The organism is Glutamicibacter sp. FR1, assembly GCF_047300825.1.
Lineage (GTDB): Bacteria > Actinomycetota > Actinomycetes > Actinomycetales > Micrococcaceae > Glutamicibacter > Glutamicibacter nicotianae.
In genome coordinates, this window is record NZ_CP178602.1 from 2519022 (window position 1) to 2531505 (window position 12484).

The window sequence follows — 12484 nt, forward strand, 5'->3', positions numbered from 1 at the left end:
CTCATCATGGACACAACCGACACTGCCAGCCGCCCGGTGAAACGCGGGCGCCCCGGGTACGACCAGGAAACCGTACTGAGAATTGCCGTCGAGGCATTCAACGAATACGGCTACGACGCGACCTCCATGGGCAAGCTTGCCGATCGCTTGGGGATCAGCAAGTCCGCGATCTACCATCACGTGCCTTCCAAGGAAGACCTGCTGCGCCGCGCCTTGGACGAAGCGCTCTTCCCCTTGGAAGCGGTCATCACCGAAGTGCGCACGCACGAGGGCAGTGCCGACGAGCGTTTGGAATTCTTCTTGCGCTCAACCATCCGCATCTTGATCGAAAAGCGCCCCTACGTGACCTTGCTGCTGCGCTTGCGTGGCAACACCGAATTGGAGCGCCAAGCGCTGGAACGGCGCCGCGCCATGGACCGCCAGCTCGCTGAGTTGGTCACGTCCGCGCAAAGCGACGGGAAGCTTCGCGATGACCTGGAGCCCCGCGCCACGGCCCGACTATTGTTCGGCATGATCAACTCGGTAGTGGATTGGTACCGGGTTGATGGCCCACTGGAGGCTTCGGCGCTGGAAGAACAAGCGGTGTCACTGCTCTTCCATGGCCTGCACACCGTGGTGAAGTAGCCGCATTCATTTGCCATTATTGAGGCTCTCTGCTTTTTGAGCAGGGAGCCTCAATGCGTTGATGCGGAATTAACACTTGGTCGCTGTGGCGCATCCAACCTTTGGGAATTTACGGACTCACAGGAATCACCGTTAGCATCTAAGGGGTGCCTTGTGCACCTGTCGTTGCCAATCGATCGAGTGAAGAGCACCGTGGATTCCTTCTTAGAAACCCTGTTCATGGCTACTGCAGACAGCGGTAGTTCCTATGTCCAGATCCTGCTGTCAGCCGCTAGCATGCTGCTAGTTTTCGTCTCCGCAATCCTTCTTGGGCACCGCAATGATTTGGGTTGGTGGACGCTGATCCTCTCGGTTTTCGTAGGCCCCATGATCTCCGCGTTGCAGTATGACCTGCTGGGCCTGATCTACGCGATCCCGCTGCTACTCCTGCCGATTTTCGGCCTATGGCGTTTTTCGCAGTTCAAGCTCAACGGCAAGTTCACTCGCGAAGTGACCAAGACCCCGGTCACCCTCAGGTCTGCCGTGGGCATGGTTGTCGGCTTGATCCTGCTGGTGGCCTTGCGCTTCGGCCCATTCCTCTTCAACTCCGGCTTCTTGACCGCCACCCCGGAAGTCTGGGTGATGTACTTCGCTGACGCCGCCATTTTCGCTTCCTTCGTCATGATTGCGCGCGGTGTTCGCGAAGGCTGGCTGCTGCTGGCTGTAGCAGCTATCGCGGACCTGGTGGTGTACTTCTTGATTTCGCCAATGCTGGGCATGCTTGGCCTCTACGTCTTCATCGCCCTGGCCGCCGCGTACGGCTACTTCCTGTGGCGCGGCCTTCCTGCCCAGGCTGCCGAGCCGGTGCAGGTCGAGCTGGACGAGGAAGAGCTGGCCTTGCAAAAAGCCAAGCAGGCAACCTTGGAGAACCTGAATGCCGAAACCGAAAAGTAGCTGAACCTAGAATGATCCCGCCCCAGTGTGAACTGGGGCGGGATCATTTTTTGTGGCTAATTGCGCCAGCTGTCGTTCAGGTTCAGGGAACCGTCCGCATTCACGGTCGCGATGCGGTTGGCCCCTGATTCCCACTTGGCATTGCCGCTCTGGTCGTACTTGACGTACTTGTATTCGAACTGCGTTCCTGCCGGAAGGTCCACCGTTCCGCTCCAGCTCGGGTAGCTGGCAGCTGATAGCTGTGGCGCCTTGGCCGGATCCCAGCTGCCTAGTTCCGGCTGGTTGCCGACGATGCGGATGTTCTGCCCCCAGACGGTTTGGGCGGTGACTGCGACGCTGACATCAGCGGTGTCCTCGACCGGATCCGGCGTTCCTGATCCGCCATCGGATACTGCACCGATGTGCAGGGCCATGGCACCATAGGCAGGCAGTGTCGCGGTGAACTTGCCGTCGGCGCCCACAGTGATGGTCTTCGAGCAATCGCCTCCGGCCACCACATCACAATAGGTGCCAGCGGCCAGCGAGCTGGTGTATTCGCGGGTGGTTGCCGCCGAGGTGTTGTTGATGGCTACGAAGCCCTTATTGCCGCGGCCGTATGCGATCTGGTTGCCGCCATCGTCCCACCAATTGCTGACAGCCGCGTCGCCGACGGCGTTGTTGAAGCCCACCATTCCGGTGATTTCATCTTGCCGCTGTTCGCAGGTCCAGGCGGAGGAGTCGCAGCTGGCATTGGGTACCGATGCGTCGCTGGCGCCCGGAGCGCCTGCATCCTTGTCGGTGAACTTGTATCCGGAATACACGGTGGGTGACCCGTAGGGCCAGGACAGCATGAAAACATTGCCCAGCAGGTACTTGGCGCCCCACTTGTAGTTCATGGATTCGCCGTTGCGTTCGGTGTCGTGGTTGGCGACAAAAACCCCGGCCCGGTCACTGGTGAGCTTACCGTCGCCGATGAAGCGCAAGTTGGCGATTTGCGCGTCGAAATCATGCTTGAGCTGCCGCGCATAGTCGAATTCGTGCGAGTCGCCACTGCCGAGGTATTCGCTCTCCTGGATCGGTTCACCCGACGCCCCGATCACCTCGTGGACCCAGTACACGCCGGGGTTCTTCATCTTGGATTTGATGCCTTCGAGGTCCGTTGCGGGCATGTGCTTCGAGGCATCGATGCGGAATCCGGATACCCCAAGCGAGACGAGGTCATCGAGATAGTCGGCGATGTTTTGCTGGACGTAGCTGCTGGAGGTTTTCAGATCCTGCAAGCCCACAAGGCGGCAGTTCTGCACTTGCCAGCGGTCGGCATAGTTGGTGATGTTGGTGCGGCAATCGTTGAAGTCCTGGGCCGAATACTCTGGGAAGTTGTCATCGGAGAAAGCCGAGCCTGCGGTTCCAGTACCGGCCTGCCCGGCTCCGGTCATGTGATTGACCACGGCGTCTGCGATCACTTTCACGCCTGCATCGTTGCAGCTTTTGACCATGGCAGAGAATTCCTCGCGGTTGCCCAGTTTCGAGTCCACCTTGTAGCTCACCGGCTGGTACGAGGTCCACCATGCAGTGCCGCGCAGGTGCTCAGCTGGAGGCGAGACCTGGACGTAGCCATATCCTGCTGGACCGATGCTGGACTCGCATTCCTGGGCTACCGAATTCCAGTTCCATTGGAACAGGTTGAGGATGACATCCTTGCCGTCGTTGGATGGGGTGGCGGCTTGGGCGGGTGCCGCGAACAACGGTGCGGCGAGCAGGGCGACCGAGACGCCGAGTGCTGCCACCGGCTTCACCGTCCTGGCTCCGTGCCGGCGTTGTGTTGATTTGGCGCGTGATGGCAAAAGTCCCACAGAAAAACTCCTTATGTTGTGATGATCGGGCTGCGATAGCTCGACGCGACAGCGTCGGGATCGCTCAACCACACATTCCCCATCAACGCGTGGCCTGCGACACAACTGTAAGCGTTTTCTTAGCTCTCTCCAATAAGTAAATTTCTGTAAATACGTTAAACCCTCGAAACTGTCCGCGTAAATTGCCCTAAAATTTTTTCACTCCACGCCAATTCTTGCCAAAATTGGAAACGCTTTCATAAATATCCGGCGAAGCTGTCCTGGCTCCGAGCACGCAAAAGGGTGGATGCCGTGGTTGACGGCATCCACCCTTGCTGAAGTTGCGTTTTAGCCTTCGAAGTTGGCGTAGGTGAGGTTTTCTTTCTCCACCAAGGTCAAGACATCGTAGGTCGCGACAATCTCATCATTCTGGTTGCGCAAGATCGCATCCCATGCGACCTCGCCATATTCATCGGTGACTCGCGGCGTGATTTTCTTGGCCGTCAGGGTCACGCGGATTGAATCTCCGGCAGCCACCGGGGTGATGAAGCGCAGGGATGCCAATCCGTAGTTGGCTAGCACTGGCCCCGGCGCTGGCTCTACGAAGAGGCCGGCAGCCCACGACACGAGCAGGTACCCGTGGGCGACGATTCCCGGGAAGAACGGGTTCACTTCGGCTGCCTTTGCATCGGTGTGGGCGTAGAAGGTGTCGCCAGTTTTCTTGGCGAATTCGCTGATCTCTTCAAGGTTCACTACGCGCAGATCAGAGGCGAAGCCATCACCTACTTGCAGCTCGGCCAGCGACTTGCGGAACGGGTGCGCGTATTGCCCCTGTCCGCCGAACTTTTCGCTTCCGGCCAGGCGCTGTTCAGCGCCGGCATGCCACACGCCGCTGAGCGCAGTGAGCATATTCGGCGAGCCCTGAACGGCAGTGCGCTGCATATGGTGCTTCACTGATCGGATTCCGCCCAGCTCCTCGCCACCGCCGGCGCGCCCTGGGCCACCATGGACCAGGTGTGGCACTGGTGAACCGTGACCGGTCGTTGATCGCGCGGTTTCCCGGTTCAGGATGTGCACGCGGCCATGGTGGGCGGCGATTCCCAGGGCCAGTGAACGCACGGTGTCGGCGTCATTGCTGCACACGGTGGCTACCAGCGAGCCTGCACCCATGGCGGCCAGCTGCACGGCTTCGTCAAGATTGTCGTAGCCGATGACGGAGCTGACCGGTCCGAAGGCCTCGCGGGAGTGCACAAGCGGGTTGCGGGCATCGGCCCATCGCAGAACCACCGGAGACATGAAAGCACCGGATTCGGCCACGGCGTCACGTTCTGGTGCCACGCGTACGGCTGGGGCATCCAGGCGGCCATAGGCAAGCTCGCCACCAGCGTCAATCATGTCCTGCACTGCAGCACGCACATCAGCCAGCTGTTCCAGGGAAGCCAAGGCGCCCATGGTCACGCCCTCGACACGGGGGTCGCCAATGACAACCCGCTGCTCGATTCGCTGGCCGATGGCGGCAATGACCGGTTCTACCAGATGGGAAGGCACGATATTGCGGCGGATCGCGGTGCACTTCTGGCCGGCCTTGGAGGTCATCTCGGTGACGACGACCTTGACGAAGGCCTCGAATTCCGCTGTTCCCTCCTCTGCATCAGGGCCGAGAATGGCCGCGTTCAGGGAGTCGGTTTCTGCTGCGAAGCGCACTCCCCCGTCGATGACATTTGGATGGGACTTCAGCTTGCTGGCCGTGGCGGCCGAGCCGGTGAAGGCGAACATGTCACGGTAGTCGAGGTGGTCCATCAGGTCGCGGGCTGATCCCGAGAGAAGCTGCAGGGACCCTTCGGGAAGGATGCCTGATTCCAGCATCATCCTCACGGCTGCCTCGGTGAGGTACCCCGTTGGAGTCGCTGGCTTGACGATGGTGGGAACACCAGCGATAAACGCCGGGGCAAACTTTTCGAGCATGCCCCATACCGGGAAGTTGAACGCGTTGACCTGCACCACGACACCACTCATTGCGGTGTAGATATGCGTGCCGATAAAAGAGCCGTCCTTGCTCAGCGGTTCCGTTGGCCCGTCCAGAATGACATTGCTATTGGGAAGTTCACGGCGGCCCTTGGATGAGAATGTAAACAGAACACCGATTCCGCCATCGATATCCACCATGGAATCGATTTTGGTGGCCCCGGTCTTGAAGGAAATCTCGTAAAGGTCTTTGCGTCGCTCATTCAGATACAGCGCGAGTTCCTTGAGCTTGAGTGCGCGCTCATGCAAGGAGAGCTTGGCCAGTTCCTGATGCCCGGTGCCACGGCCATAGTCCACCGCCGCTGCAACATCCAGCTTGTCATTGGTGACAGTGGCTAGAAGTTCTCCGGTGTTGGCGTCGCGGACTTCTGTTCCGCCCTCGGACTGCGGGGTCCGCCATTCTCCGGCGATAAAGCTGGGTACCACGCTGATCTGTTTTGTCGACATTGACGCAATTCCTTCCTGAACGGTCGGTCAGTATTAACCTTAACCTTATCAGCAAGAGAGTGGCCGGGAACACCTCAAATTGTTGTTCGCGAGAATTCTCCACCCCGCCCGCTACTCAGGAATTCCGCGCGAGATCACTCAGGTGATCGAGACCCTCCTCGATCATGCCCTGGGACAGCAGATAGGAGCGGGCCGAACCAAGCCATGCACAGAATTCCGACAGGGCCGTGGCTCTTTCTTGAATGATTTCCCGCAGCTCTTCTTCACCCCGATAGCTCTCGTAGGGATGCTTTCGCGGCGAGACACGATGCCATTCATTGATACCCCGCACCGCCAGCTCATCATGGACGAGAATCTGATCCCGGGAACCTGCGAGATCCAGCAGCATGGTGGCAATCAAGCCAGAGCGGTCGCGGTCTGCCGAACAGTGGATCACGGTTGGCCCTTGGGAGTTCGCCAAATTCTCGAAGACTGCACGCAGTTGGCCGCCGAATTCTTCGCACACCAACCTGTACATGGCGGTGTGATTCATATATGGTACGGCAATCGATTCGAACCTCGGATTGCCGGGCGTCTCCAGCGGCAGGTTCACCAGTTCAATGCCGGAGAACGCTGCCTGGGGTACGGCGGGGTCATGCTCCCGCCGGCGGATCTCGTTGGGGTTGCGCAGGTCCACGACCTTGCTGACTCCGCCCTCGTGCATTTGCTGCCAGCCCCGGACACTAAGCCACTCGTGGCGACCCATTCGATAAAAGGCTCCGCAAATATGCCGCGCATTCACGGATCCTTCCCATTCCAGATCTCCGCTTTGCTTTTGATAGTTCAGACCCTGGCTCATTTACCCATTGCAACATATTGATTCCCTGTTGTAGAGTTCTACTCATTGGCAACTGCCAATCAGTCTATTGAAGGAGGGGTAACGATGATGGCTTACCGCCGTTCCCGGTCATTGATCTCTTTTTCTAAGGACTTATCCCCATGCATTTTCCTGCTGGAGAACCAACCACCAGCTCACAGGTAACCTCGTCCAACTTCGCTGACGCAGATACCAAACTCAAATTCCGCAGGCACAAGCCCGCATGGATCGAATCATCCTCGGATGAGTCACCGGCTGGCCAGCGCTACTCCACCTGGCCGTTTATCGAAAAGGGCATGCGCGGGCCACAGCCCTACCCGCTATGGCTGATTGAGGACGCCGGTGCCGTAGACACCGAATTAGGCATCCTCAAAACCGGCAAAGAAGGCGACGTCTTCCTGTTGGAACGAGCAACGCAGGAGCGCTCAAGCTTACTGGCCGCCAAACGTTATCGCTCCCGCGACCACCTGCAATTCAGCCGTTCGCAAGCTTATAGCGATGGCAGGTCTGCCCGGCGCTCGCGCGATAATCGAGCCATCAGCAACAAGTCCGCCTACGGCCGGGACATCGCCGCTTTGCAGTGGGCCAACGCGGAATGGACCTACCTCTTGCGCTGTTACGAAGCCGGCATTCCGGTGCCGTATCCGGTACAGATTGACGGCACCGAAATCCTCATGGAATTCATTGCCGACCCGGACAATTCGCTGGCGGCAGCACCCCGCCTGCAACAGCTTGCGCGCTTTGATCCACGGCTTCCCGCACTATGGGATCAACTCACAGACGCCCTTGAGAAGTTCGCTGGATTGGGCATTGCCCATGGCGACCTGTCCGCCTACAACCTCCTGGTTTCCGGCGAGCGTCTAGTGGTCATCGATGTTCCGCAGTGCGTGGATCTGGCGGGCAATCCACAAGGCATGGACTTCTTGCACCGCGACTGCGTCAATTTGTGCGAGTGGTTTGATTCCAAGGGACTGTCACATGATCCAGATGAGCTGTTTGCTTCACTGCTAGGACATCTCTTCTAGGATCCAGAGGGACAATGGCCTCCGCCAGTCATTCCTGACCGACGGAGGCCATTGTCGCTGAAGGTTATATGGCGGGTTTCCTACCAGCTGTAGAAGCCCTGGCTGCTCTTGCGCCCCAGCTTGCCCTCGGCGACCATATCCTTGAGGATCTGCGGCGGGGCGAAGCGCTCCCCCAACGTCTCGTGCAGGTATTCTGCGATTCCCAGGCGCACATCCAGCCCGACAATGTCGGTAGTCTTCAGCGGTCCGGTCGGGTGCTTGTACCCTAGGACCATCGCATTGTCGATGTCTTCGGCGCTGGCGACGCCTTCTTCCACCATGCGCATGGCTTCCAGGGCGATTGCCACGCCCAAGCGGGATGATGCGAAGCCCGGAGCGTCATTGACGACGACCGCGGTCTTGCCCAAGCCTTCAACCCAACCGCGCGATGCACCCACCAGCGCTTGGTCGGTCTGCTTGCCGATCACGACCTCGATCAAGGTGGAAGCCGGGACCGGGTTGAAGAAGTGCAGGCCCAGGAAGTTCTGCGGACGCTGCAATTCCTCGGCCAGTCCGCTGACCGACAGCGACGAGGTGTTGGATGCGAGCACGGCATCGCTGCCCAAGGCCTGCTCCACCGCTTGCAGCGAGGAGACCTTCAGATCCCAGATTTCAGGGACTGCTTCAATCACCAGCTGCGCGCTGGCGAATTGCCCGTAATCGGTACTGGTGGAGAAACGAGCCAGCAGCTCTTCGCGGCTTTCGCTCACCCCGCCGCGGGCAATCGACTTGTCCACTGATGCTGCCACGCGCTCATAGGCGGCCTGCGCCGACTCGCTGTCGCGTTCGACAACAGTCACCGAGCTGCCGCTGATCAGGAACGCGTGGGCGATGCCGGCGCCCATGCGCCCTCCGCCGAGCACGCCCATCTGCTGCGGCAGTGCGCCGGAGGTGAAGCTGGTCTGTGCACTCATGCTTACTTCTTCTTTCGATCTAGGAATGCTTGCATGCGGTCGAATTTTGCCTGGGACTCGAACAGCATGCCCTGGGCCAAGGTGTCGATGACCGGGTGGACTTCGCGGGGAGTATGGAAGACCGACTTGGTGATGCGAACCGCCAGCGGATCCTGGGCTCCGATGCGGTCAGCCAAGGCGTCGGCCGCCGCATCCAGCTCGGTAGCCGGATGCAATTCGGTGACCAGGTTGGCAGCCAGGCACTGCTCGCCGGTGAGCACCTTGCCGGCCAGCAGGATTTCCTTGGCCAGTGGTTCGCCGACCAGCTCCTTCAGCCGCCAGGTGGCGCCGGCGGCGGCCATGATGCCCAGGTTCGTTTCAGGGTTGCCCATGCGCAGCTCGGGGGTGCCGATGCGGAAGTCCGCGGCATAGGCCAGCTCGGCACCGCCGCCCAGCGCGAAGCCGTCGAGGGCTGCAATCACCGGCATCGGCAGCTTGGCAATCCTGTCGAAGATGCCCGAATTGATCCCGGCGAGCGCATCATCGCGACGGCGTTCGCGCAGCTGGGCAATATCCGCGCCCGAAGCGAAAATGCCCTTGCGTCCCTTGGGGTTGGCTTCGCTCGGCGCTTCTGCGGGTGTGCCTGCGATAATCAGGATCTTGGGGCTCTTCTCCAGGTAGGCGCAGATGGCGTGCAGCTCGTCGACCATGGCCTGGTCGATGGCGTTGCGCACATCCGGCCGGTGCAGGCGCACCCAGAGCCGGACATCGGTTTCCGACAGCTTGAGGGTGGTGAATTCGCTCTTCAGATCGCTCATGCCTAGACGCCTTCCAGCAAGATTGCGGCGCCCTGGCCGACGCCCACGCACATGGTGGCCACACCCAGCTTGCGCTGCTCGGAGGCCAGTTCGCGTTCCATGCGGCCCAGCAGGGTGATGACAATGCGCGAACCGCTGGAACCCAGCGGGTGGCCCAGCGAAATGGCGCCGCCGTCGCGGTTGACGATTGAGGCGTCCACGCCCAGCGCGCGCATGCTGGCCAGGGACTGGCTGGCAAAGGCCTCGTTGATTTCCATGGCACCGATCTGCTCGATGCCCACGCCGGCGCGTTCGAGGACCTTGCGGGTCGCCGGGACCGGGCCCATGCCCATGATCTCCGGCTCAAGGCCTGCGGCCTGCCCGTCGACGATACGTGCGCGCGGGGTCAGGCCGTACTTCTTGATGGCGCGTTCGGAAACCACGAGGATCGCCGAAGCGCCGTCGTTCAGCGTCGAGGCGTTGCCTGCGGTGACCACGCTGCCGCCCTTGACTACTGGGCGCAGTCCGGAAAGCACATCCATGGTGGTGCCAGGCCGAGGCCCCTCATCCGTATCCACGATGGTGTCGCCCTTGCGGCCCTTGACCGTCACCGGAACGATTTCATCGCGGAAGCGCCCAGCCTCGATAGCGGCGATGGCCTTGGCGTGGGATTCGACGGAGAACTGGTCGCAGTCCTCGCGCGAGATGCTGTAGACCCGGGCGACTTCCTCGGCGGTTTCCGGCATGGAGAAGGTGGCCTTGCCATCGCGGGCATACTCCCCGGAAAGGAATTGCGGATTGGTGAAGCGCCAGCCGATGGAGGTGTCAAAGGTTGCCCCCGGCTGGGCGAAAGCCTTGGCCGGCTTTTCCATGACCCAGGGAGCCCGCGACATGGATTCGGTGCCGCCAGCGACGACGATGTCGGCGGCACCGGCCCTGATCATGTGGCTGGCCATGGTGATGGCACTCATGCCGGAGGCGCAGAGGCGGTTGACCGTGATACCCGGAACGGTGACGGGAAGTCCTGCCAGCAGCGCGGCCATGCGGGCCACGTTGCGGTTCTCCTCGCCGGCGCCGTTGGCGTTTCCGTAGATGACTTCATCGATGTCTGCCGGGTCGATGCCTGCGTCGTCGATGACGCGGCGGATCGTCAGCGCAGCCAGGTCGTCAGGGCGCACAGCACTGAGCGCCCCTCCGTAGCGTCCTACCGGCGTGCGTGCTCCACCTACGAGAAATGCCTCGGTCATTTATGCTCCTTATGCCGAAATGGTTAGTGACCCTCAACACCTAAACTTACCGACCATTCGTTCAATAATAAAGTCGCGGATGGCCGCTTTTTCACAATTGAACATTTTTAGGTTGCCGGCTCCACATGGCCAGCCCACGGGCCAACCACCGTTTTATCCGCGAACCCTCGGAACCAATTCCATGTCAGTGCTTGATTTTGCAAAATGATTCGAATAGCCTCTGGTATTTAACCGACTCCGGGGAACCCTCGGATCGTGGACCGCGGCCAAGGCGATGAATTTCCATCTGGCCTTTGGGCGATCGGTCGACGGAAAGCTGAAAACGACGGAGCAGTAATGCAACCGGAACATAGCCAGCCAAACGACAATTCGAGTTCTCATAATTTCACTCCCGACCTGGACCACGACATTGGCCCGGACATGAGCACGCAGGAAGGCCGGCAAGAGGTTCGCAAGGCCACTGCCGCCTCGGCCATGGGCAACATGACCGAATGGTTCGACTACGGTGTCTATGCCGTAGCCGTCACCTACATCACCGCCCACTTCTTCCCCACCGAGGGCGGCACTTTCATGGCCTTGGCCACCTTCGCCCTCTCCTTCCTGGTCCGCCCGATTGGCGGCCTGGTCTGGGGCCCGCTGGGCGACAAGCTGGGCCGCAAGAAGATCCTGGCCTTGACGATCATCATGATGTCGCTGGCCACCTTCCTCATCGGCGTCCTGCCCACCTATGAAGCCATTGGCGTCGCAGCCCCGATCCTGCTGGTGCTGCTGCGCATGGTCCAGGGCTTCTCCACCGGTGGCGAATACGGCGGCGCGGCAACCTTCATGGCCGAATACGCGCCGGACCGCAAGCGCGGCTTCTTCGGCTCCTTCCTGGAATTCGGCACCTTGGGCGGCTTCGCCCTCGGTACCGCGGTAATGCTGGCCCTCCAGCTGATGCTCGGCGAAGAGGCCATGATGGCCTATGGCTGGCGCATCCCGTTCTTCCTCGCATTGCCCATGGGCCTGATCGGCCTGTACCTGCGTAGCAAGCTGGAAGACACCCCGGTCTTCCAAGAGATGGAAGAGGCCGGCGAGGCCCAGCAGGGCGGTTCGCTCAAGGAACTGGTCATGCAGTACTGGCGCCCGATGCTGACCATGAGCGGCCTGGTCATCGCGCTGAACGTCGTGAACTACACGCTGCTCAGCTACATGCCGACCTACCTGGAAACCCAGCTGGGGCTGAGCTCCAGCGCATCGCTGGCCACCATCCTGATCGGCGAGGTTGCCATGATGGCGGTCATCCCGTTCGCCGGCTCGCTCTCCGACAAGGTGGGACGCCGTCCGATGTGGTACGCCTCGGTGATCGGACTGTTCGTGCTGGCACTGCCGATGTTCTGGCTGATGGGCCAGTCCTTCGCCTTGGCCATTGTCGGCTTCGCCGTGCTTGGCCTGTTGTACATCCCGCAGCTGGCGACCATCACCGCGACCTTCCCGGCGATGTTCCCTTCGCAGGTGCGCTTCGCGGGCTTCGCGATCACCTACAACATCTCCACCGCCGTCTTCGGCGGTACCGCCGCGATGGTCAACGAAGCGGCAATCGATTCCACCGGCTTCCTGCTCTTCCCTGCGATCTACATGATGGCAGCCTGCGTCATCGGCGCGATCGCCATCAAGTTCATGCCGGAGACCGCCGGCGCCTCGCTGCGCGGCACGGAAATCCCCGACGCCCTGGACACCGGTATCCTGGCCACGGTGCAACAGGACGAAACCCGGACGTCCTGAGCCAGCGCAACACCAAAGGGGGC

At 60.6% G+C, this 12484-nt stretch carries 10 protein-coding genes; 4 read left to right on the forward strand and 6 right to left on the reverse strand.

The window, feature by feature from the left end; all coding sequences use genetic code 11:
- The first annotated feature begins 6 nt into the window (after positions 1-6).
- Together ACLQ8T_RS12170 and ACLQ8T_RS12175 are read left to right on the forward strand one after the other, a co-directional pair.
- On the forward strand, positions 7-624 hold the full coding sequence (locus tag ACLQ8T_RS12170) for a TetR/AcrR family transcriptional regulator (RefSeq protein WP_204722690.1): 618 nt from the start codon (positions 7-9) through the stop codon (positions 622-624).
- A gap of 192 nt (positions 625-816) precedes the next feature.
- Positions 817-1557, forward strand: a complete 741-nt coding sequence (locus tag ACLQ8T_RS12175; protein WP_413454768.1) for a nicotinamide mononucleotide transporter — start codon at positions 817-819, stop codon at positions 1555-1557.
- Between the two features lie 56 nt (positions 1558-1613).
- On the opposite strand, the gene ACLQ8T_RS12180 is transcribed toward ACLQ8T_RS12175, so the two are convergent.
- The 3 genes from ACLQ8T_RS12180 to ACLQ8T_RS12190 form a co-directional block, all read right to left on the reverse strand.
- Positions 1614-3389 (reverse strand): carbohydrate-binding module family 20 domain-containing protein, encoded by a 1776-nt coding sequence (locus ACLQ8T_RS12180; protein ID WP_413454769.1) that lies wholly within the window; start codon positions 3387-3389, stop codon positions 1614-1616.
- Positions 3390-3716: 327 nt separating this feature from the next.
- Positions 3717-5840 (reverse strand): phenylacetic acid degradation bifunctional protein PaaZ, encoded by a 2124-nt coding sequence (paaZ, locus tag ACLQ8T_RS12185; RefSeq protein ID WP_413454770.1) that lies wholly within the window; start codon positions 5838-5840, stop codon positions 3717-3719.
- A 115-nt stretch (positions 5841-5955) separates the two neighbouring features.
- Positions 5956-6678, reverse strand: a complete 723-nt coding sequence (locus tag ACLQ8T_RS12190; RefSeq protein WP_413454771.1) for a tyrosine-protein phosphatase — start codon at positions 6676-6678, stop codon at positions 5956-5958.
- Between the two features lie 140 nt (positions 6679-6818).
- Between ACLQ8T_RS12190 and ACLQ8T_RS12195 the strand changes: the two genes are divergently transcribed.
- Entirely contained in the window at positions 6819-7721 is a 903-nt protein-coding gene (locus tag ACLQ8T_RS12195; protein ID WP_413454772.1) for a serine protein kinase RIO, read from the forward strand.
- Positions 7722-7801: 80 nt separating this feature from the next.
- Here the strand turns inward: ACLQ8T_RS12195 and ACLQ8T_RS12200 are convergent, their stop codons facing one another.
- Genes ACLQ8T_RS12200 through ACLQ8T_RS12210 form a run of 3 tightly spaced genes read right to left on the reverse strand, consistent with a single transcriptional unit; the run spans position 7802 to position 10697 of the window.
- On the reverse strand, positions 7802-8674 hold the full coding sequence (locus tag ACLQ8T_RS12200) for a 3-hydroxyacyl-CoA dehydrogenase family protein (RefSeq protein ID WP_204722695.1): 873 nt from the start codon (positions 8672-8674) through the stop codon (positions 7802-7804).
- Between the two features lie 2 nt (positions 8675-8676).
- On the reverse strand, positions 8677-9471 hold the full coding sequence (locus tag ACLQ8T_RS12205) for an enoyl-CoA hydratase/isomerase family protein (RefSeq protein WP_413454773.1): 795 nt from the start codon (positions 9469-9471) through the stop codon (positions 8677-8679).
- A gap of 2 nt (positions 9472-9473) precedes the next feature.
- Positions 9474-10697 carry a thiolase family protein gene (locus ACLQ8T_RS12210; protein ID WP_204722697.1) on the reverse strand — a complete coding sequence of 408 codons (1224 nt, stop codon included), beginning with the start codon at positions 10695-10697 and terminating at the stop codon, positions 9474-9476.
- Between the two features lie 336 nt (positions 10698-11033).
- Between ACLQ8T_RS12210 and ACLQ8T_RS12215 the strand changes: the two genes are divergently transcribed.
- Positions 11034-12461, forward strand: a complete 1428-nt coding sequence (locus ACLQ8T_RS12215; RefSeq protein WP_413454774.1) for an MFS transporter — start codon at positions 11034-11036, stop codon at positions 12459-12461.
- Positions 12462-12484 lie beyond the last annotated feature (23 nt).

What these genes read in the sequence shown, in the direction of transcription:
- ACLQ8T_RS12215 (WP_413454774.1), top strand. Translation starts at nt 11,034, where the DNA reads ATGCAACCGGAACATAGCCAGCCAAACGACAATTCGAGTTCTCATAAT.
- ACLQ8T_RS12200 (WP_204722695.1), bottom strand. Translation starts at nt 8,674, where the DNA reads ATGAGTGCACAGACCAGCTTCACCTCCGGCGCACTGCCGCAGCAGATG.
- ACLQ8T_RS12205 (WP_413454773.1), bottom strand. Translation starts at nt 9,471, where the DNA reads ATGAGCGATCTGAAGAGCGAATTCACCACCCTCAAGCTGTCGGAAACC.
- paaZ (WP_413454770.1), bottom strand. Translation starts at nt 5,840, where the DNA reads ATGTCGACAAAACAGATCAGCGTGGTACCCAGCTTTATCGCCGGAGAA.
- ACLQ8T_RS12190 (WP_413454771.1), bottom strand. Translation starts at nt 6,678, where the DNA reads ATGAGCCAGGGTCTGAACTATCAAAAGCAAAGCGGAGATCTGGAATGG.
- ACLQ8T_RS12170 (WP_204722690.1), top strand. Translation starts at nt 7, where the DNA reads ATGGACACAACCGACACTGCCAGCCGCCCGGTGAAACGCGGGCGCCCC.
- ACLQ8T_RS12210 (WP_204722697.1), bottom strand. Translation starts at nt 10,697, where the DNA reads ATGACCGAGGCATTTCTCGTAGGTGGAGCACGCACGCCGGTAGGACGC.
- ACLQ8T_RS12195 (WP_413454772.1), top strand. Translation starts at nt 6,819, where the DNA reads ATGCATTTTCCTGCTGGAGAACCAACCACCAGCTCACAGGTAACCTCG.